Here is a 20,088-nt window from a genome sequence, read left to right as displayed (position 1 = left end):
CGCCGAGACCTGGCTCCGTCACCGCCGAGCCATCACTCTATCCGGACGGACTCATCACTCGACCCGGACGGAGCCATCACTCGCCCCGGACGGGCCCATCAATGAACGTCAGTAGGCGCCGTCGTGCCGCAGCACTGCCCCGACGGTCCGCGCCAGGATCACCACGTCACGACCCAGCGACCAGTTGTCGACATAGTCCAGGTCGAGCCGCACGGACTCGCTCCAGGACAGGTCCGAGCGTCCCGAGACCTGCCACAGCCCGGTGATCCCGGGCGCGACGGCGAGCCGGCGACGCGGGTCTCCGTCGTACGCCGCGACCTCGCTCGGCAGCGCCGGTCGTGGTCCCACTAGCGACATCTCCCCGCGCAGCACGTTGAGCAGCTGGGGCAGCTCGTCCAGCGAGTACCGCCGCAGGATGTGCCCCACGCGTGTCACGCGTGGATCCTCGCGCAGCTTGAACAGCGGCCCGGCGCCGTCGTTGCCGAACGTGTCCTCGACCAGCTGCACGTCCGAGCCCACAGCCATCGAGCGGAACTTCAGCATCGTGAACGTCCGTCCGTCCCGTCCCACCCGCACCTGCCGGTAGAGCACCGGACCAGGGCTGTCGAGCCGCACCGCTAGCGCGATCCCGATCAGCACCGGCGCCATCGCCGTCAGCGCACACAGCGCGAGCGCCCGCTCGGAGACCTGCTTGACCAGCAGCCGCCAGCCGCGGCGACGCGCCGCCTGGACGTGCACCATCCCCAGATGACCGGCGAGGAGCGGCGCGACTCGGTTGGGCAGCACGCCGTCGATCCCTGTCTCGACCAGGAGCGGCAGACCGACGGCCTCGGCCTGCCAGGCCAGCCGCTGCAGCGCCCGCCCGGTCAGCTCCGGCCCGGGTACGACGAGGACCGCATCGACCGCGCCACGTGCGTGCGCGGCCAGCTTCGAGGCCAGCGCCTGCGGTGTCGGCGCGCAGACGTCGACCGCCCGCACCCTGCCCACCGAGGTCTGGTCCAGCGCCGAGACGGCCCGGTCGTCGCAGCCGACGAGCAGCACCCGCAGCCGACGTCCCCGGGCGGCGAGCCGGGGGGCCGCAGATCCGGCCACGGCCACGGCGATGCCGAGCATCGCCCTGCTCGGAGCCATCGGCAGCGCGGGGCCGGCGATCCAGCAGCCCAGGCAGACCAGGGTGGCGGCCCGCCACACGGGCGTGGCGCTCGGTCGCGCCAGGCGCGCCGTCGGGGCCGTCAGCATCCGCAGCAGCACCAGCCAGCCGACCACGATCGCGAACACGCGCGGGGTGGTGCCGACCAGCAGCACGCCGGCGAACGTGGCCACCACCGCGTCGCAGATGCCGATGCCGCCGCGCAGCCCCGGGTGGTCGATCGGCCCGGGTCGAGCCAGCGACCACACCGAGCGATCCAGCCAGCGGCCCGACCCGGTCGGGACCCGGTTGCCCAACGACGCGGGCGAGAAGGACGCGGTCATCGCCGACCCCTCCCGTCCTCGGCCGGGACCGCCGGGTGCCAGCCCAGGTGGTGCGCCAGTCCGACGGCCGCGATCTGCGAGGTGACCTCCAGCTTGGCCAGGATCGCCTTCACCTGGGTCCGCACCGTCGCCTCCGAGACCACGCTGGCGGCGGCGATGTCGTGCACCGTCATGCCCTCCATCAGGTGGCCGAGGACCTGGGCCTCGCGCGGTGTCAGCCGATCGATCCGGGACTGCAGCCCTGCCATCTCGGCGTTGCGCTGGTGCCACAGCCGCAGCAGCGACTCACGCTCCTCGACCTCCATCACCGGCTGGCCGTTCCCGAGACGGCGTACGACGGCGAGGATCTCGTTGAGCGGGCGTGACTTGGAGAGCACCGTGCGCGCTCCGTGCCGCAGCGCCTCGCCCCACCGCACCCGGTCGGTGTTGGCAGTGACGACCACGACGTTGACGCCGGCCTTGGCAAGCGGTGCGATCATCCGCACCCCGTCCCCGAAGTGGCCGAGGTCGAGGTCGAGGAGGACGATCCGAGGGTTCTGCCGGACCACCGAGGCGATGACCGTGCTGGGCGTGCTGCCGTTCATCGGCAGATCGGCCCGCCTGACGTCGTACCCCTCGACGGTGAGCGCCAGCTCGAGGGATTCGGCGAACAGGACATGGTCCTCCAGGATGATGATCCGGACCTGGCTACGCGAGGTGGGCCGGTTCATCATCGCCCCGTCGTGCCATCGGAAAACCTGCCACGAAGGTGGCACCGCGCACGGTGCCTTCCCGCAGCCGCAGGTATCCGCCGTGTCGAGCCGTCAGGTCCCGGGCGATGTGCAGCCCGATCCCCTGGCCCCGCGACCGCGGCCCCCGCGATCCCCACTCGAACAGGTGCTGCCGCAGCTCCGGCGCGATCCCCGGACCATCGTCGGAGACCACCACCTCGACCGCGTCGGCGACCGACTTGACCGTCACCGAGGTGTCGCTGGACCCGTGCTTGGCGGCGTTGTCGAGCAGGATGTTGAGCACCTCCGCCACCGCGTCGGGCTCGGCGGTGACGCGTGCACCGCTGGGCAGCCAGGTCACCCTGTTGCCGCGAGCCTCCTGCGCCAGCACCAGGTTGCCGATCGTGTCATCGAGATCGACGACGGCGGGAGTGGCACCGACCGGCTCGTTCAGCAGACGCTGCAGCCGGCCGAGCTCGGCGTGGACCATGTTGTCGAGCAGGGTGCGGCGCTCAGACCCGATGGTCGGGTCCTCCCGCAGCAGCCGGCTCGCCGAGACCACACCGGCGATCGTGGAGTTGATCTCGTGGATCCGCGCCCGGTCGACCCGCAGGCCGTTCTCGAGCTCGTCCACCCGCAGCCGCAGCTGGTCACGGTCGCGGTCCTCGGCCACGATCGCCATCCGCAGCACCGCCGCAGCGGCGGCGGTCAGCAGGATCGCACCGTCCAGGTCCGCGATGAGCGTGACGGCGCTGCCCACGGTGGAGCGGGTCGCCCCGTCCGTGTAGGCGACCAGGTGTCCCACCCCGTAGAGCAGGACTCCGGCGCCGACCCGGGCGCTCACCCAGGTGGGTACGTCCGGCAGGAGCGTCAGCAGCAGCACCGTCGGCACTGCGAGGAAGGCGAAGCCGAGCATCAGCGGCAGCCACCCGAAGGTGTTGGCACTCACGTTCGGGAGGTAGGTGACCGCCAGGATGCGGCCGATCCCCAGCCCGAGCCCGACCAGCGCGCCCAGGAACACCGGGTCGCCATGGTGGGAACGGCGACCCGCCGCCACGCTCAGCCGAGCGATCAGCGCAAGGCTCAGGACGTCGAAGAGAACCAGCCACAGGCTGCCACCGACCTGATGGGTGATGTCGATGAGTTGAAGGCCGGATTGAAGGACCGCCTGTACGGCGATCGCCGCGGAGACGGCGGCCAGCCAGATCAGCTGCGGTTTCGCGCTGATCCGCCAGGCCACGTAGAAGCAGAGCGTTGCTGCGACGGCTGCTGGGCCGCGCACCAAAGCATCCAGACTCGCCGCCACGACCAGCCGGTTGGGCCGATCGGTGGAGAGCCATGTCAACGACAGGATCGGTGTCAGTGCTACCACGAGGAGCAGCGCGGAACAGCGCCAGTTCCAGTACTCCCGCGGTATGTAATTGAATTTCATCGTGCCCCCGATGCGAGACCAGGTGCGCATTGAGCAGCGTCCCCCAACGCTCCCGAGAGCGCCCAGACCCGGCTGCGCCGGGGCGTCGTCTGGTCACTTTGTTGTTCCGTCCCGAACGCTATGGAACGACGGGCCGGACCTCCCCAACACGAGGGACGCTATACCGCAATTTGGCGAGATGGTGCCGAATCGACACGAAAAATCGGCAACCTGCTACGGAACCGAAGCAGAACCTCAAACTTTGGACATGCGTCTAGAATTACCCTTCTCCCCCAACTTGGGGAGAAACCGCTCCCACGGGACCGCCGGCTGCGGCGGACGTGAGGATGAGCCGCAGGGACGCCGCTGCCTGGGGAGCGCCGTCGAATGAAGGACCGACGCGGGGGTGAGGGATGGCGGCAGGGCGCGAGGATGCGGTGCACGCCGCGATCGCGGCGGAGCAGTCGCTCATCGGCGACGCCGTCAAGACCGCGTTGCACAGCCGCGGGTTCTCCACCACGCTGGTGCACTGGCCCGGCGGCGGCGTACCACTGCCTCGCTCAGGCGAGCAGTTCGACGTGGGCCTGCTGGTCAGTGACCTCGATCGTTGGCAGCGTGTCCGGGCGAGTGGCGTGGTCCTCCGTGGCCTCGCGATCCCGTGGGCGGTCCTGACCGGGGCGCCCGCGGGCCCGCTGTGGGGCGCGGCGTACGAGCACGGTGCGGCCGTCGTGCTGCCGAGCACCACCGCTCTGGACGAGGTCGTCGAGACCCTGGACGCATTGGCCCGCGGCGAGTCAGCCGTCTCGGCACGCGACCGCACCGAGTTGCGCGCCGAGTGGCGCCACCTGCGCGACGACCGCGAGCAGATGCAGGCCCGGGCCCGGTCACTGACGCCGCGCGAGCGCGAGGTCCTCCTGCTGCTCTACGAAGGTGCGCCGATCCTCGAGATCGCCACCCTGCTGGAGATCTCCGCCTCGACGGTCCGCAGTCAGATGAAGGCCATCCGGCGCAAGCTCGGGGTGACCTCGCAGCTCGCGGCCGTCGCGGCGTACGGCTCCCTGATCGAGCCGGACCCCGCCCTGCCGCCGGTCAAGAGTTGAATCGCTGCTGGGTCTTCTCGAGCCCGTCGGTGATCAGGCACTCGACGGCGTCGGCGGCGGTGTCGACCTGGAAGGGCAGCACCTTGCGCTCAGCGCCGGAGTAGTTCGACAGCACGAAGTCGGCGACGTCCTGCCGGCCGGGCGGGCGGCCGATGCCCACGCGCACGCGGTAGAAGTCGCCGGTGCCGAGGGAGCCGCGCAAGGACTTGAGGCCGTTGTGGCCGTTGTCGCCGCCACCGAGCTTGATCCGCATCGTGTCGAAGGGGATGTCCAGCTCGTCGTGGATCGCGATCAGGTGGTCGGCGGGGACCTTGTAGAAGGTCGCCAACGCCTTGACCGGGCCGCCGAGCTCGTTCATGTACGAGCGCGGCCGGGCCAGGACGAGTCGAGGGCCACCTCGGCCGGAAGATCCAGCACCGAGGCGGCCCTCGACGACGTCGGCGCGGCCGGACTTGTGGGACCTCCAGGTCCCGCCCAGCCGCTTGGCCAGCTCGTCATTGACGAGATAGCCGATGTTGTGACGGTGCCCGGCGTACGTCGGCCCGGGGTTGCCCAGGCCGACGACCAGCCAGACGCCGTCCTCACTCATGGGTTCACTCAGCCTCGGTGGACTCGGCCTCGGGGGCCTCGTGCACGATGCCGGCCTCGGCCTCGGCGGCCTCGAGGTCGGCCTCGGCCTGGGCAGCGGTCGGGGCAGCGGAGACGTTGACGATGTTGGAGTCGGCATCAGCGACCAGCGTCACGCCCTGCGGCAGCTCGATCTGGCCGGCGGTGATGATGGTGCCGGCCTCGACACCCTCGACCGAGACCTCGAAGCCCTCGGGGACGTGGGTGGCCTCGGCCTCGACCGTGAGGACGGTGTGCTCGAGGGTCACGACGGTGCCCGGAGCGGCCTCGCCGGTGACGTGGAGCGGGATCTCGACGGTGACCTTCTCGCCCGCGATGACGGCGACGAAGTCGATGTGCTCGATGACGCGGCGCAGGTGGTCGACCTGGACCTGCTTGGTCAGGGCGAGCTGGGTCTTGCCGTCGATGTCGAGCTCGAGGAGCGCGTTCTGGCCGTGGTGGCGCAGCGCCATCAGGGTCTCGTGGCCCGGCAGGGTGACGTGGATCGGGTCGGCGCCGTGGCCGTAGATGACGGCCGGGATCTTGTTCTCGCGGCGGACGCGGCGCGCCGCACCCTTGCCGAACTCGGTGCGCAGCTCGGCGGTGATCTTCTCGCTGGTCATGGTTGTCTCCTGGGGATCTGTGGTCGGGCCGTGCCCGACGTGGGCCGACAAAAAAGCACCGCGCAACCGACATCGGCGCGCGGCGCTGGAAAGTGCCGGCCCTGTCGATCACGGAGCTCCGTTGTGCGGACTCCCTCGCCGAGGCAACCTCGACAGTCTAGGAGGCGGGGGCCGCCTGAGCGAAATCCGGCAACCTCCGGCCCTGGGGGACCTCCGGCGCACCATGTACGCCGCAGATCACCCAGGATCGACTGGGCAGCTGGCACCGCACCGCCGCGCGGCGCCGATCCAGCCCCTGACCTGCAGCGCCTTGCCGATCCGGTCGGCGGTCTGGCACGCCTCGCCGAACACCTACCCGTAGCGTAACCGCGCGACGCTTCGGCCCGTGGCGAGATCATCGAGGTCACGGGCCGCGTCTCGGTTGCCTGAGGCCCACGACTCGTGGTTGAGCCGTCCGTCCAGCTCCACGACGAGGCCGATGCCTCGTACTCGCCGTCCCTGCACTCGGTGCCGCGCGACGACGTCCGCCGGGCTTGTCGTCTCAAGGGCGGCAGGCCGTGTGGTCGCTCGACGTGGACGAGGTAGCCGTGTTGGAGCACCGAGTCCGTGCCCTCGGCAACGTCGTCGATCAATGTGGCCACGAAGCGTCGCCGCCGCAGGCTGTGATGCTGTTGCAGTGCCGCGCGAAGTCGACGGCCACTGACCTTGGCAGCAACAGCGGCCGCCACGACAGCGACGGCGTCGAGCTCGGTCTCAGCCTCGTGCGCCATGCACAAGGCGTCGTGCGCGAGGTCCAGTGCCGGCAGTCGGCGGCCGTCCACCATCTGCTGGAAGCCGCGCACCCGGTGGATCCGAAGACCGACCAGTGGTCTGACCTGGCGGTCGTGCGGCACTGCTACGTGGATCACCTCGCTGTCCCGATCGCCGAGGCGCCAGCACAGTGCTGCCGGCTCGGCGTAGAGCAAAGCCGCCCATTCCCGCTGGCGACGCGTGAGAGGGCCGGTGTGATCGATGTACACCCGCGGGTGCACGCGCCGAAGCTTCCGACGCCGTAGCATCCGCTCGATGTCGTGCTTGGCGATGAGGCACTCGCGCAGCTGCGCCCGCGAGAAGACACCCTCCTGCGCTTGACGATAGAACTCCAGCAGGTGTTGCGCCGCGTCGCGCTCGTCCTCTGTGACCACGGCGTGCTCATGCCCCGTCATCCGCCGGCGAATCAGGAGAGCCGACGCCTGTGGAAAAGCACCTGGGTGACCTCCGGCGCAGCACGTGCGCCTTAGATCACCCAGGTGACGTGTCAGATCAGGCGTGGCCGTCGAACATGGAGGTGACTGAGCCATCCTCGAAGACCTCGCGGATCGCCCGCGCCAGCATCGGCGCGATCGAGAGCGTGGTCAGCTTGTCGAACTGCTTCTCCTGCGGCACCGGCAGCGTGTTGGTCACGATCACCTCGACGGCGGGGCTGTTCTTCAGCCGGTCCACGGCCGGGTCGGAGAGGATCGCGTGGGTGGCGCAGATGATGACGCCCGCGGCGCCGTCGTTCATCAGTGCCTCGGCGGCCTTCACGATCGTGCCGCCAGTGTCGATCATGTCGTCGGTCAGGACGCAGATCTTTCCCTTGATGTCACCGACGACGCGGTTCGCGACGACCTCGTTGGCGACGTCGATGCGGCGGGTCTTGTGGATGAACGCCAGCGGTACGCCGCCGAGGCGGGCCGCCCAGCGCTCCGCGACCTTGATCCGGCCGGCATCCGGGGAGACCACGGCGAGCTCCTGGTCGCCGTACTTCTCCTTGATGTAGTCGGTCAGGATCGGCAGCGCCATCAGGTGGTCGACCGGGCCGTCGAAGTAGCCCTGCAGCTGGTCGGCGTGCAGGTCGACCGAGATGATCCGGTCAGCGCCGGCGGTCTTGAACAGGTCCGCGACCAGGCGGGCCGAGATCGGCTCGCGGCCGCGGTGCTTCTTGTCCTGCCGGCTGTAGCCCCAGAACGGCATCACCACGGTGATCCGCTTGGCCGAGGCGCGCTTGAGCGCGTCGACCATGATCAGGTGCTCCATGATCCAGTCGTTGATCGGAGCGGTGTGGCTCTGGATGACGAACGCGTCCGAGCCGCGCACCGACTCCTCGTAGCGAACGTAGGTCTCGCCGTTGGCGAAGTCGTAGGCGCTCGTCCCGACAAGGGGGGTGCCGAGCAGCTCAGCCACCTCCTCCGCGAGCGCCGGGTGTGCTCGACCGCTGAAGACCATGAGGTGCTTCTCGGTTGTCCGCTTGATGTCGGTGGTCACGAGCGCCGCTCCCGTGTTGAGAATCCGCCAGAGGGGGTTACATGAGGATTCTTACGCACCCGTGTCTGCGTCCCCAACCCGGCGCCCCCCGGTGTGAGACTCCTCATGTTCACCATACGTTTGCCCGGCGCCGGCGGGGGCATCAGAACCTGTTGCGGCCTCAGCAGCCTCGGCCTGAGGCGTGCCGGGTCGCTTGGCCTGGGCCCAGCCCTCGATCACGCGCAGCGGGCCCGCGGAGACGGCCAGCGCGCCTGGCGGCACGTCGTCCCGCACGACCGTGCCACCACCGGTGGAGGCGCCGTCGCCGATCGTCACCGGTGGGATGAAGGTGTTGTTGGAGCCGGTCTTCGCATACTTGCCGACCGTGGTGCGGTGCTTCTTCACGCCGTCGTAGTTGGCGAAGATCGTCCCGGCACCGATGTTGCTCCCCTCGCCGATGACCGCGTCGCCGACGTAGGACAGGTGCGGCACCTTCGCACCGTCGCCGATCTCGGCGTTCTTCGTCTCCACGAAGCCGCCGATCTTGCCGCCCTTGCCGAGGATGGTGCCTGGCCTCAGGTGGGCGAAGGGCCCGACATCGGCACCCTCGCCGATGACCGAGAGCGACGCATGCGTGCGTACGACGTGGGCACCTGCGCCCACCTCGCAGTCGGTGAGCGTGGTGTCGGGGCCGATCAGGGCGTCCTCCCCCACGATCGTCGCGCCGAGCAACTGAACGCCGGGCAGGATGGTCACGTCGCGGGCCAGCTCGACGTCGACGTGGATCCAGGTGGTCGCAGGGTCGATCACGGTGACGCCCTCGCGCATCCAGCGCTCCACGGTCCGACGGTTGAGCTCGCGGCCCAACGCCGCCAGCTGCACACCGTCGTTGGCGCCCTCGGTCTGCACCCTGTCCTCGAGCAGGTAGCCACCGGTCCGAGCGCCGTCGCCGACCGCGAGCCGCACGGTGTCGGTCAGGTAGTACTCGCCGCTCACCTGGCTGCGCTCGAGCCGCGGCAACGCGGTCTGCAGGAACGCCGCGTCGAAGGCCAGGATGCCCGAGTTGATCTCGTCGATCGCGCGCTCGGCGTCCGAGGCGTCCTTCTCCTCCACGATGGCGCGCACGTCGCCACCGTCGGCGCGCACGATCCGGCCATAGCCGTAGGGAGCCGGCACCTGGGCGGTGAGGACGCTGACGGCCCGCTTGCCCGACCGATGCTTCTCCACAAACCACCCCAACGTCTCGCCGGTCAGCAGCGGGGTGTCGGCCGTCAGCACGAGCACGTCGCCGCTGGTCGCTCCGCTGGCCAGCATCCCCACCTGAGCCGCGTGGCCGGTGCCGAGCTGCTCCTCCTGGACCGCCACCACGACACGCTCGTCGAGCTGCTCCACGTGCGCCTGCACCTGGTCGCGGCCGTGGCCGACGACCACGACGACCCGGTCGGCCCCCAGCGACTGCACGGCGGTCAGCACGTGACCGACCATGCTGCGCCCGCCGATGCTGTGCATCACCTTGGGGAGCTTGGACTTCATCCGCTTGCCGTGGCCGGCAGCGAGCACGATGACGGTCAGTTCGCTCATGGGCGTGAGCCTACGGGGAACGTCCGACAGCCGGGCACGCGCACCTGCGGCCGTCGTCGGGGCCGGTCGCGGGTGCGTCCAGCGGTTGGAGCGGCGAGTCAGAATCTCCGGGTGAGCAGCATCGTGGAGCACAGCGTGGAGATCGCCGCCCCGGTCGGCGAGGTGTTCGCCTACGTCGACGACTTCACCACGACCAAGGACTGGATGTACGGCCTGCACACCATCGAGCCGGTCGGCGAGCAGCTGCGTGGTGTCGGAGCGACCTACGACGGCACGATGAGGCTCGGCGTCTCGCTCACCTCCCGGCTGCGGTGCACCCGCTGGGAGCGCGACGAGCTCCTCGAGATCGAGTCGGTCAAGGGCATCCAGAACACCCAGCGCTGGACCTTCACCGACCTCGGCGACGGGCGTACGCGGCTCGACGCCTGGATCAGCTACACCCTTCCGGGCGGCCCCGCCGGCAAGGTGATCGCGAACGCGGTCAAGCCGCTGATCTCGGTGGCGATCAAGCACACCAGCGCGACGCTGGTGCACAACATCGAGAATCGCTGAGCTCCCCGGGCAGGAGTCGAACCTGCGTCGCTAGTCCTGATTCAAAGTCAGGCGGGCCCTGCCGGCAGACCAACCGGGGATCGTGAGGTCCAGAGTGTCAGATGCGGGCGCGGTAGCGCTCCAACACCTCCTGGACAGCTGCCTCGTCGCGGTCCTGGATCGGCACCAACAGCTCGGCGACCACGTCGGTCAGCTCGGCGATGCGGCGATTGAGCTGGCGCAGCTCCTGGACCTCGTCCTCCAGCGCCCGCAGCCGGGCGCGGACGGTCCCGCCGGTGGCACGCTCAGCACGCCACTTCTCGATGTTGTCGCGGATCTTCCCAGTGGCACTCATGCGTTGCTTCCCTTCGACGCGGGCCAGGATGCCCGGATCCGGCACACGGCCGGGTCGGGCTGGTCGAACATGTCATCGCCCGGACCGACCTCGAGCAGCTCGATGCGGCCGCCGCGGGCGCGGATCTCCTCGGCGACCTGCTCCGGGTCCAGCCGCTGCTCAAGGCCGTCCGGTGCAGCATCGGGTACGCCGTCGCCGGTCGCGGCGAACTCCAGGAACAGCTTGCGCTCACCCCGCAGCGCCATCGAGCACAGCTGCCAGAACTGATCGCGCGCGGCGCCGTCGAGGGCGCCGAGCAGCCGGCGCGCGATGATGTGGTGCGGATCGCGGGCCAGCCGCGCGCCGAAGGTGAGGACGTGGCGCAACTCGCCCAGGATCAGCTGCTCGGTGCGCACCTCGACGTCGCGCTTGCTGGCGCGTCGGCCGGTCAGCCGGATCGCCCCACGGGAGAAGTCGACGGCCCAGAGCCGATGACCCCGGCGCGCCAGGAGGGCGGTGTCGCGGCCGTTGCCGCAGCCGACGTCCAGCACCGACTGGGCCGGACCGAGCTGCTCATGCACCCAGCGGCCGAAGGAGGAGCTGCGGCGCGGCACCGCCTCGGAGGCGGCACCGGTCCAGAACTCGGTCCACAGGCCCATCGTGGTACGGAACCCGCGCAGCCAGCCGTCGAGGCGGCGGACACCAGCGGGCGGGTCGGCGTACTTGAACGAAGGGTCCGGGACGCGCCAGGACGGGCCGTAGAGGAACGCCAGCATCGCCTCGGGGTCGGCCGGTGCCGGGAAGGAGTAGCCGTGTAGCTCGACCTGCGAGACCGGCAGGATCACCTCGCGCGCGACCTGGCCACTGCGGTTGCCCAGCTGGTGGAAGGTGCCGCGGACGTAGAAGGCCACGAAGATGTCGATGTGGCAGACCCGGCCGTCGCTGAGCCGGAGCAGGAGCTTGATGTCCCCGCCGGACATGCGAAGCAGGTTCCAGCCCAGGTCGCGCATGGTGCGCTCGATCTTGTAGGACTCGAGGATGACGTCGGCAGGCGACTCGTGCCGCGACAGGTAGCAGACGTCGGTGTCGGAGTCGTGCGCGATCATCGCGCCGTCCCGGATCGCGCCGAGCAGGGCGCCGTAGTTGAGGTAGGCCTCGACGCCGCAGGTCTCGCGCAGGTCCCGGAGCGCGCGCTGGGTGCCGGCCAGGATCTCTTCGCGGATGCTCTCGTCGGTCGCCGCGAACGAGCGGGTCAGGTGGCCGACCTTGTCGACCGAGAGCGGGTTGCCGTCGCCGTCGACGATCGCGAGGCGTCCCGCGCCGGAGCCGAAGGAGACGTCAGCGTCGACGTACGCCGTCTCCCCGGTCACGTCGGTCACGCCGATGCGGCCGACCCCGTCCAGGAAGCGGTGCAGGACGTGCGGCCACGGCACCAGCCACCCGCCCGCCTCCGACGTACCGTCGCGCTCGGGGGTCAGGGACCACACGTAGCGGCCCTCGACGGAGAGGACCAGCGGGCCGGTGCCCTGAGCGGTGACATGGACGCCGCGCCCATCGACGCTGACGCCACCGACCAGCTCGCGATCCGCGGCGGGTCCGGGGACGGATGAGGTCACGAGACGCGCTCGTCCCCTCGATCGAGGTGGCGTCGCAGGGCCGTGCTGGAGGTGTGCATCGTGTAGGGGAAGTAGACGACCTCGACCCCCACCTCGGCCATGTGCTGCTCGAGGCGCTCGCCCTTCGGCGTGCCCTTCCAGTCATCACCCTTGAAGATCCGGTGGAAGCCGACCTCGCGCCAGGCATCGCGCTTGTCGGTGGTGATCTCGACGTAGGCGTCGTCGACGATCCCGATCGCCCGGACGATCTCCAGCCGCTCGATCAGCGGAACCGTGGGCGTGATGCCTTTGGACGCTTCGCAGACCTCGTCGGACACGACACCGGCGACGAGGACGTCGCACATGGCGCGCGCCTGCCGCAGCGCGTTGAGGTGCCCCACGTGGAACAGGTCGAAGACGCCGGGGACGTAGCCGACGACGTTGCTCATGCGGGTCAGAGTACCCAATGTGAGTCGCCGCCTCCGCTTCCGCGAGCGCTGCCGACCGCGGAGCCCGGCGCGCATTCCTATGCGCGTCCGGTGCGCGTCCGGTGCGCACGACACTCCACTGTTCGGTTTGATCACTAGAGTCGTGGGCGTGGACCTGCCCGTGATGCCACCCGTCCTGCCGATGCTGGCGAAGTCGGTGCCGTCGGTGCCCGCGACCGAGGGTTTCTCCTTCGAGCCCAAGTGGGACGGCTTCCGCTGCCTCGTCTTCAAGGACGGCGACGAGGTCGAGCTGGCCTCGCGCAACACCAAGCCGCTCACCCGCTACTTCCCCGAGATGGTGGCGGCGATGCGCGAGCAGCTACCGGCGCGGTGCGTGCTCGACGGCGAGCTGTTCGTGGCCGGCGGTGACCGGTTGGAGTTCGAGGTGCTCCAGGAGCGGATCCACCCGGCGGCGTCGCGGATCAAGCTGCTTGCGGAGCAGACCCCGGCGCAGTACGTCGCCTTCGATCTCATCGCGCTGGACGAGACGTCGTACGTCGAACGTCCGTTCGCGGAGCGCCGCGCCGCCCTGGAGAAAGCACTCAGCGGCCTGGCCGGACTCGGCGGGCCGTGCCACCTCACCCGGACGACGACCGACCCGGCCGAGGCCGAGCGCTGGTTCCGCCAGTTCGAGGGAGCCGGTCTCGACGGCGTGGTCGCCAAGCGGCTGGATGCGCCGTACGCGCCCAACCAGCGGACCATGCTCAAGATCAAGCACGCCCGCACCGCCGATGTGGTCGTCGCCGGCTACCGACTGCACAAGACCTCGACCGACGAACAGCCGCTGCTGGGCAGCCTGCTGCTCGGTCTCTACGACGGCGACCAGCTCCAGCACGTCGGCGTCTCCGCCTCGTTCACCGCCAAGCGCCGCGCCGAGCTGATCACCGAGCTGCGTCCGCTGGAGGTGCCTATCGAGGAGCACCCCTGGGGGCACTGGGCCGAGTTCTTGACCGCCAACCCGGACCGGGTGCCCGGTACCCAGTCGCGCTGGTCCCAGGGCAAGGACCTCTCCTTCATCCCGCTGCGACCCGAGCGGGTGCTGGAGGTCGGCTACGACCACATGGAGGGGCGACGCTTCCGGCACACCGCGCAGTTCAAGCGCTGGCGACCCGACCGCGATCCCACCTCCTGCGGCTACGACCAGCTCGATGAGCCGGTCTCCTACGACCTCGGCGACGTCCTGGGTGGCTGACGCGCTCGGCTCCCCCGCCTGCGGCTAGGCTCCGGGCATGGCTGACTACGACGTCGTACTCCTGGTCGAACAGGCTCTCAGCACTGCCGACGCCGCCCGGATCCACTCCCTCCACGAGTCGCTCGAGGACCCGGTGACCTACCACGTGCTGCTGCCCGTGGACGACGCCGCGGCGCGGGTCGAGGCGGCGATGGGTTCGCTGCCGAGCAGCGAGCTGCTCGGGGCCCCCGGCGTGCTGGCCAACAGCGCCGACCTCGCTGCCGTCGAGGACGACGCCCGCGACCGCGCCAAGAAGGCACTGGCCGACACACTCGCCGCGCTCACCTCCGCCGGCGCCACCGCCACCGGCCAGCTGGTCGAGGACCCGATCGAGGCCCTCGCCGCCAAGGTCAAGGAGGTCGACGGCCGCGAGGCGATCATCCTGACCCGCCCGCACGTGGTCGCCGGGTTCTTCCACGTCGACTGGACCGCGCAGGCGCGCCGCAAGCTCGGCGTACCCGTGCTGCACCTGCTGGAGCACGAGACGTTCGACGAGCAGGCCGGCGAGGGTGAGGGCATCCAGGGCTTCTGACCAGAGGCCCGCCGCACTGTTCCTGTTCTGTTACCGAGCCCTGTTGCTCTCGTGGGTGTCGCGAGGCATCTCGTTGCCTAGGCTTCCGGGTGGTGTTCGCCCCCAGGGGAGGTCGAGCGCTGCTTCATGGGAGGCGTCGAAGCACCCCGGACATCGTTCGGGCGGTAGGTCGGGGGACAGACCGCGAGTGTGTCTTCGTTAAGTGGCCCGTCGTGCGATCGGGGGATCAGCACGGCGGGTCGGCCTCATTTCGGGGCTAGGACTCGGTCCGGTTGCCGTCCTCGTCCCAGTGTCCGGCGACCTTCTTGCTCGGCTGCACCCGCGGCGGCTCCCCCGGCATCTTGGGGTAGTCGGGCGGGAAGTTGAGCTCGCCGCCCGGCAGCTCCTCCCACAGCTTCAGCAGCGGAGCGAGATCGTGCGGTACGTCGTCGATGGCCGCCCACGGATCCGGGTCCGCCAGCCGGTCGGGCACGGTGATGATGTTGAGCTCGCGCGGGTCGTCGAGCCCGGCCAGCTCCGCCCAGCTCAGCGGGGTGGAGACCGGCGCGCCCGGCTTCGGGCGCAGGCTGTAGGCGCTGGCGATGGTCCGGTCGCGGTTGTTCTGGTTGTAGTCCACGAAGATCCGCTGGCCGCGCTCCTCCTTCCACCATGCCGTGGTGACGCCGCCGTCGCGGCGCTCCAGCTCGCGGCCGAAGCCGATCGCGGCGTGCCGCACGTCCTCGAAGGACCACTCCGGCCGGATCCGGACGTAGATGTGGATGCCGCGGTTGCCGCTGGTCTTCGGGTAGCCGGTGATCCCCAGCTCCCGGAGCAGCTCGTCGGCGACGCCCGCCACCCGGCGCGCATCCGCGAAGCCGGTGCCGGGCTGCGGGTCGAGGTCGATGCGCAGCTCGTCGGGCCGGTCGCCCGCCCGATCGGACCCGGTGGCGCGACGTACGGGCCACGGGTGGAACGTCAGGGTGCCCATCTGGGCGCACCACACCGGCACCGCGGCCTCGGTCGGGCAGACCTCGTCGGCGGTTCGGCCGCTGGGGAAGGTCACCGTCACCGTCTCCAGGTAGTCGGGCGCGCCCTTGGGCACCCGCTTCTGGTAGAACGCCTCGGCGTCCTTCTGCATCGGGCCGGTCGCCAGCCGGAAGCCCTCCCGGACGCCCGAGGGCCAGCGCTCCAGCGCGGTCGGCCGCTCGCCCACCGCGCGCATGAGCCCGGCGCCGACGGCCGCGAAGTACTCGCACACCTGCAGCTTGCTGATCTCCGGCGTACGGTCCGTGGCCTCGTAGATCACCCGGTCCGGGCTGGAGATCCTGACCTCCCGGTCACCGACGGCGACGTACGCGTCCTTGGGCATGCGCCCACCGTAGACGGTGCGCGTCGCGGCCTGTCCTGTTGCCGAAGCGTTCGTCGAATGCCGAGCATGCGTTCACCTCCGGTTATACGGACTCTCCACGATCGGCACCATGTCGTCCTCCCCGTTCATCACGCGCTCGCGCGCCGCCGTCGCCGCGTTCGCGACCGCATCCGCCCTGCTCGCACCCATGGCCCTCTCCGGCCCCGCCCACGCGGACACCGCCTCCCCCGCCAGCACCAAGGCGTACGCCGGAGTCATCCCCTTCACCGCCGCCGACGTCACCAACATCAGTGGCAGCGACTGGTCGGTCTCCTGGACGGCTCCCGCCGACGTGACGTCCGTGCAGGTCTTCGTGGGCACCAGCGCGACCAGCTTCCCGACCACGCCCACCACCACGGTCTCCACCGCCGCCGGCGCCGCGACCATCACGAGCGCCACCCGTCCCTGGGTCAAGCTGGTCGCCTCCTACGGCGCGCCGCTGGTCATCTCCACTCGCAGCCTCGGCCTGGCCAGCGACGCCAACCTGCGCGACGCGGGCGGCTACCGCACCACCACCGGCCAGTGGGTCAAGGAGGGAGTGGTCCTGCGCAGCCAGGCACTCGCGATCAGCTCCGGTGATCAGGCGGCGTTCAACACCCTCGGCATCTCGACCGACTACGACCTGCGCACCAGCTGCGAGGCGATCCAGGTGCCGGACGTCGTGCCGACCGGTGCGACCCGCGTCCACCTCAACGTGATGGGCGACGGCGCGATCACCGATCCGAACGCCACCACCTGCGCGGCCGCCTCGCAGATCCCCGCGGGCATGAACACCCCGGCCGCCGCCGCGGCCATGATGACCCAGGGCGAGGTCGCGTTCGTCGACAGCTCGACGGCGAAGACGGCCTACCAGGCCCTCTACACCGGCATCCTCGGCGACCAAGGCGTCAGCCTCTACCACTGCACCGCCGGCAAGGACCGCACCGGCTGGGCCTCGGCCGCGCTGCTGACCCTGCTCGGTGTCCCCGCGGCCGACGTCATGCGGGACTACCTGCTGAGCAACACCTACTACCTCGCCGGCGCCGGACAGCAGACGCTCGCCGGTATCCAGGCGTCCGCCCATGACGCCGCAATCGCGCACGGCGCCACCGAGGACCAGGCTGCCGCGGCGGGCGCCGCGGCAGCGGCGACGTACACGCCGTTGATGGAGGTCCGGGCCGAGTACCTCCAGGCCGGTCTCACCCAGGTCAAGACCGAGTACGGCTCGATGGAGAACTACTTCGAGAAGGGCCTCGGCCTCACCCGGACCCAGGTCGACGGCCTGCGCGCCAAGCTCCTGACCGGCGCCCCGATCCCGGCCGCGACCACCGCCCCGGTGCACGTGACGCCCGGCAAGATCGCCGTCGCCAAGCCGACCCTCAAGGGCAAGGCCAAGGTCGGCGCGAAGGTCACCGGCACCGTGAAGACTCCGGCCGGCACGACCGTCTCCTACCAGTGGCTTGCCAACGGCAAGGCGATCACGGGCGCGACCAAGGCGAAGCTCAAGCTGACCAAGGCTCTCAAGGGCAAGCGGGTCGCGCTGCGCGTCGTCGTCGCCGAGAGCGGCTACACCTCCAGCACCGTGACCAGCAAGGCGGTCAAGGTCAAGGCCTGACCTCTCCCTGACCTCTCCCGGTCTCCCCCGCCGTACGCCGGTCCCGACACCACGGGGCCGGCGTTCGGCATATCCGTACAATGGAGGCGTGGCCTACAACGTGGAGAAGACCGACGCCGAGTGGCGCGAAGAGCTGAGCCCCGAGGAGTACCACGTGCTGCGTGAGGCGGGCACGGAGCAGGCGTTCACCGGCACGTACACCGACACCGAGACCAAGGGCATCTACCGCTGCAAGGCGTGCCAGGCGAAGCTCTTCGAGTCCGACACCAAGTTCCACTCCGGCTGCGGCTGGCCGTCGTTCTACCAGCCGATCACCGACACCATCGAGTACATCGAGGACGACTCCTACGGCATGAAGCGGGTCGAAGTGCGCTGCTCCAACTGCGGCTCCCACCTGGGCCACGTCTTCCCCGACGGCTACGGCACGCCGACCGGCGACCGCTACTGCATCAACAGCATCTCGGTCACCCTCGAGCCCGTCGAGTAGTCGCCGCGTAGGCATCGCGTAGTCGCCGCTCGACGGTCGAGACGTCACCGCGCCGCAGTCGAGGCATCGCGGTGTAGCGGTGCGGGCTTTCGCCGTACCCTCCCCGTCGGCCATCCTTGGCCGACACGTTCGGCGGAGGAAGGGCGCGAGATGCGACTGGGTTGGGACCTGCACGGGGATGGCCGGACGATCCGCGAGGGCGAGATCGTCGCGCCTTGGGAGCGGCTGACCTGGCCGCGCACGATCGGCTTCGGCGCCCAGCACATCGTGGCGATGTTCGGTGCCACCTTCCTGGTGCCGCTGCTGACGCACTTCCCGCCGAGCACCACGCTGTTCTTCTCCGGGGTCGGCACGCTGCTGTTCCTGCTGCTCACCGGCAACCGGCTGCCCAGCTACCTGGGCTCCTCGTTCGCGTTCATCGCCCCGATCCTCGCCGCGGAGGCCGAGCCGAGCCAGGGCGTCGGCGGTGCCCTCTTCGGGGTGATGGTGACCGGCATCCTGCTCGCCGTCGTCGGCGGCATCGTGGTCGCCACCGGCACCCGGTGGATCGAGGTGCTGATGCCACCGGTCGTGACCGGTGCCATCGTGGCGCTGATCGGCCTGAACCTGGCACCCACCGCGGCCAACAACTTCGAGGCCAAGCCGTGGCTCGCCACGATCACGCTGGTCACGGTGCTCGTCACCTCGGTCGCCTTCCGCGGCATGGCTGCGCGGCTCTCGATCCTGATCGGCGTCCTCGTCGGGTACGTCGCGGCCGCACTCGCGGGCGACATCAGCTTCACGGCCGTCCGCAAGGCGCACTGGCTCGGGCTGCCGGACTTCGCCCACCCCCATGCCACCTGGTCGGTGGTACCGATGTTCCTGCCGGTCGTGCTGGTCCTGGTCGCCGAGAACGTCGGCCACGTCCGCTCGGTGGCCCACCTCGCCGGTGACCCGACGATCAACCGGCAGACCGGCCGAGCGCTCCTCGCCGACGGCTTGGCGACCACGCTCGCCGGCCTGGGCGGCGGCTCCGCGACCACGACGTACGGCGAGAACATCGGCGTCATGACGGCCACCCGGGTGTTCTCCACCGCGGCCTACTGGGTGGCCGGCGCCGTCGCCCTGCTGCTCAGCATGAGCCCGAAGGTCGGCGCAGTGCTCAACACCGTGCCGGCCGGGGTGCTCGGCGGGGTCACGGTCGCGCTCTACGGCCTGATCGGCCTGATCGGCATCCGGATCTGGCTGGATAACAAGGTGGACTTCGCCCAGCCGGTCAACCAGTTCACCGCCGCCGTGGCACTGGTCATCGGCATCGGCGACCTCACGCTGAGCGCGGGCGACCTGACCTTCACCGGCATCGCGCTGGGCACCATCGCGGCGGTCGTGGTCTACCACGGCATGCAGACGATCACCCGGCTGCGCGCCCGCGCCTAGTGTCGCGTCGGGCGCGCCTCGACAAGCTCGGCGTACGGGTGCCGACACTCCCCGTGCGGAGTTCCACACGGGGAGTGTCGGTTCGACTAACGCCTCGACCAGCCTGCGGCGACTTCGCTCAGTAGCGGAAGGTGCCGACCAGGCGGTCCAGGGTGGTGGCCATCCCGGCGAGCTCGCCGGCGGCCGCGGAGGTGCCGTGCGCGCCCTGCTGGGTCTCCGCGGCAGCACCGGCGACCTTGGTGATGTCAGCGGCGATCCCGTTGGCACCGGTCGCGGCCTCGGTCACCGACCGCGCGATCTCATTGGTGGTAGCGGTCTGCTCCTCCACCGCAGAGGCGATGGTGCCGGTGATGTCGTTGATCTGACCGATCACCGCAGTGATCTGGGTGATCGCCTCCACCGCATTGGTGGTATCACCCTGGATCGCCTCGATCCGACGCCCGATCTCCTCGGTCGCCTTCGCGGTCTCACCCGCCAGCTCCTTGACCTCGTTGGCCACCACCGCGAACCCCTTACCGGCATCCCCGGCCCGGGCGGCCTCGATGGTCGCGTTCAACGCCAACAGGTTGGTCTGCTGGGCGATCGAGGTGATCAGCTTGATCACCTGAGAGATCTCGGCCGAGGAGGCATCCAACGAGTTCACCGCACCCCGGACCTGCTCGGCGACCCGGACCGCGTTCGCGGCCACACTGGAGGCATCGGTCGCATTACGCGCGATCTCCCG

General features: G+C 70.1%; 20 protein-coding genes and 1 tRNA gene. 8 read left to right on the top strand and 13 right to left on the bottom strand.

Annotation, left to right across the window (positions count from 1 at the left end; translation table 11 throughout):
* Positions 1 to 108 precede the first annotated feature (108 nt).
* Genes H036_RS24705 through H036_RS0120985 form a run of 3 tightly spaced genes read right to left on the bottom strand, consistent with a single transcriptional unit; the run spans position 109 to position 3,615 of the window.
* The gene (locus H036_RS24705) at positions 109 to 1,473 is read right to left on the bottom strand and encodes a sugar transferase (RefSeq protein ID WP_017936783.1); all 1,365 of its coding nucleotides are present in this window, start codon (positions 1,471 to 1,473) and stop codon (positions 109 to 111) included.
* Positions 1,470 to 2,183, bottom strand: a complete 714-nt coding sequence (locus H036_RS0120990; RefSeq protein WP_157417742.1) for a response regulator transcription factor — start codon at positions 2,181 to 2,183, stop codon at positions 1,470 to 1,472. Before H036_RS0120990 ends, H036_RS24705 begins: the two co-directional genes overlap by 4 nt.
* Entirely contained in the window at positions 2,161 to 3,615 is a 1,455-nt protein-coding gene (locus H036_RS0120985) for a sensor histidine kinase (RefSeq protein WP_157417740.1), read from the bottom strand. Before H036_RS0120985 ends, H036_RS0120990 begins: the two co-directional genes overlap by 23 nt.
* 392 nt (positions 3,616 to 4,007) lie before the next feature.
* Here H036_RS0120985 and H036_RS24700 point away from each other — a divergent pair, with 392 nt between their 5' ends.
* Positions 4,008 to 4,694, top strand: coding sequence for a helix-turn-helix transcriptional regulator (locus H036_RS24700; protein WP_017936780.1), 687 nt, complete (start codon positions 4,008 to 4,010; stop codon positions 4,692 to 4,694).
* Here H036_RS24700 and pth read toward each other — a convergent pair.
* Both pth and H036_RS24020 read right to left on the bottom strand, forming a co-directional pair.
* A complete protein-coding gene (pth, locus tag H036_RS0120975; protein WP_017936779.1) occupies positions 4,684 to 5,283 on the bottom strand; it encodes an aminoacyl-tRNA hydrolase in 600 nt (199 codons plus the stop codon). The two genes, H036_RS24700 and pth, sit on opposite strands and share 11 nt — an antisense overlap.
* Before the next feature lie 4 nt (positions 5,284 to 5,287).
* Positions 5,288 to 5,923, bottom strand: a complete 636-nt coding sequence (locus H036_RS24020; protein ID WP_017936778.1) for a 50S ribosomal protein L25/general stress protein Ctc — start codon at positions 5,921 to 5,923, stop codon at positions 5,288 to 5,290.
* Positions 5,924 to 6,480: 557 nt separating this feature from the next.
* Between H036_RS24020 and H036_RS0120965 the strand changes: the two genes are divergently transcribed.
* The gene (locus H036_RS0120965; protein WP_017936775.1) at positions 6,481 to 6,978 is read left to right on the top strand and encodes a hypothetical protein; all 498 of its coding nucleotides are present in this window, start codon (positions 6,481 to 6,483) and stop codon (positions 6,976 to 6,978) included.
* Between the two features lie 247 nt (positions 6,979 to 7,225).
* Here H036_RS0120965 and H036_RS0120960 read toward each other — a convergent pair whose 3' ends face one another.
* Together H036_RS0120960 and glmU are read right to left on the bottom strand one after the other, a co-directional pair.
* A complete protein-coding gene (locus H036_RS0120960; protein WP_017936774.1) occupies positions 7,226 to 8,209 on the bottom strand; it encodes a ribose-phosphate diphosphokinase in 984 nt (327 codons plus the stop codon).
* A 51-nt stretch (positions 8,210 to 8,260) separates the two neighbouring features.
* Positions 8,261 to 9,769, bottom strand: a complete 1,509-nt coding sequence (glmU, locus tag H036_RS24015) for a bifunctional UDP-N-acetylglucosamine diphosphorylase/glucosamine-1-phosphate N-acetyltransferase GlmU (RefSeq protein ID WP_017936773.1) — start codon at positions 9,767 to 9,769, stop codon at positions 8,261 to 8,263.
* A gap of 111 nt (positions 9,770 to 9,880) precedes the next feature.
* Here glmU and H036_RS0120950 point away from each other — a divergent pair, with 111 nt between their 5' ends.
* A complete protein-coding gene (locus H036_RS0120950; RefSeq protein WP_017936772.1) occupies positions 9,881 to 10,321 on the top strand; it encodes an SRPBCC family protein in 441 nt (146 codons plus the stop codon).
* 1 nt (position 10,322) lies between these two features.
* Here H036_RS0120950 and H036_RS0120945 read toward each other — a convergent pair.
* The 4 genes from H036_RS0120945 to H036_RS0120930 form a co-directional block, all read right to left on the bottom strand.
* Positions 10,323 to 10,401: transfer RNA gene (locus H036_RS0120945), tRNA-Gln, on the bottom strand.
* A gap of 17 nt (positions 10,402 to 10,418) precedes the next feature.
* Positions 10,419 to 10,655, bottom strand: a complete 237-nt coding sequence (locus H036_RS0120940) for a DUF6752 domain-containing protein (protein ID WP_017936771.1) — start codon at positions 10,653 to 10,655, stop codon at positions 10,419 to 10,421.
* Positions 10,652 to 12,250: a class I SAM-dependent methyltransferase gene (locus H036_RS0120935; protein WP_017936770.1), complete on the bottom strand. Its 1,599-nt coding sequence runs from the start codon at positions 12,248 to 12,250 to the stop codon at positions 10,652 to 10,654. The genes H036_RS0120940 and H036_RS0120935 overlap by 4 nt, the downstream gene beginning before the upstream one ends.
* Positions 12,247 to 12,678 carry an adenylyltransferase/cytidyltransferase family protein gene (locus tag H036_RS0120930; protein ID WP_017936769.1) on the bottom strand — a complete coding sequence of 144 codons (432 nt, stop codon included), beginning with the start codon at positions 12,676 to 12,678 and terminating at the stop codon, positions 12,247 to 12,249. Before H036_RS0120930 ends, H036_RS0120935 begins: the two co-directional genes overlap by 4 nt.
* A 148-nt stretch (positions 12,679 to 12,826) precedes the next feature.
* On the opposite strand from H036_RS0120930, the gene H036_RS0120925 reads away from it, so the two are divergent.
* Positions 12,827 to 13,909, top strand: coding sequence for an ATP-dependent DNA ligase (locus H036_RS0120925; protein ID WP_026146224.1), 1,083 nt, complete (start codon positions 12,827 to 12,829; stop codon positions 13,907 to 13,909).
* 37 nt (positions 13,910 to 13,946) lie between these two features.
* Positions 13,947 to 14,480 carry a hypothetical protein gene (locus tag H036_RS0120920; protein WP_017936767.1) on the top strand — a complete coding sequence of 178 codons (534 nt, stop codon included), beginning with the start codon at positions 13,947 to 13,949 and terminating at the stop codon, positions 14,478 to 14,480.
* 256 nt (positions 14,481 to 14,736) lie between these two features.
* Here H036_RS0120920 and H036_RS0120915 read toward each other — a convergent pair whose 3' ends face one another.
* Positions 14,737 to 15,828 (bottom strand): DNA polymerase domain-containing protein, encoded by a 1,092-nt coding sequence (locus H036_RS0120915; protein ID WP_017936766.1) that lies wholly within the window; start codon positions 15,826 to 15,828, stop codon positions 14,737 to 14,739.
* Positions 15,829 to 15,937: 109 nt separating this feature from the next.
* Here H036_RS0120915 and H036_RS24695 point away from each other — a divergent pair, with 109 nt between their 5' ends.
* From H036_RS24695 to H036_RS0120900, 3 genes are all read left to right on the top strand, one after another.
* On the top strand, positions 15,938 to 17,461 hold the full coding sequence (locus tag H036_RS24695; RefSeq protein ID WP_017936765.1) for a tyrosine-protein phosphatase: 1,524 nt from the start codon (positions 15,938 to 15,940) through the stop codon (positions 17,459 to 17,461).
* Between the two features lie 88 nt (positions 17,462 to 17,549).
* Positions 17,550 to 17,948 carry a peptide-methionine (R)-S-oxide reductase MsrB gene (gene msrB, locus H036_RS0120905; RefSeq protein WP_017936764.1) on the top strand — a complete coding sequence of 133 codons (399 nt, stop codon included), beginning with the start codon at positions 17,550 to 17,552 and terminating at the stop codon, positions 17,946 to 17,948.
* A 150-nt stretch (positions 17,949 to 18,098) separates the two neighbouring features.
* On the top strand, positions 18,099 to 19,364 hold the full coding sequence (locus tag H036_RS0120900; protein WP_017936763.1) for a uracil-xanthine permease family protein: 1,266 nt from the start codon (positions 18,099 to 18,101) through the stop codon (positions 19,362 to 19,364).
* Positions 19,365 to 19,482: 118 nt separating this feature from the next.
* On the opposite strand, the gene H036_RS0120895 is transcribed toward H036_RS0120900, so the two are convergent.
* On the bottom strand, positions 19,483 to 20,088 hold a 606-nt coding region (locus H036_RS0120895; RefSeq protein WP_017936762.1), incomplete at its 5' end, for a methyl-accepting chemotaxis protein.

This window comes from Nocardioides sp. Iso805N (assembly GCF_000364605.1).
In the GTDB taxonomy this organism is placed as follows: Bacteria; Actinomycetota; Actinomycetes; order Propionibacteriales; family Nocardioidaceae; genus Nocardioides.
The sequence above is the reverse complement of the archived record's forward strand: the minus strand, read 5'-3'. Positions and strand labels throughout refer to the sequence as shown.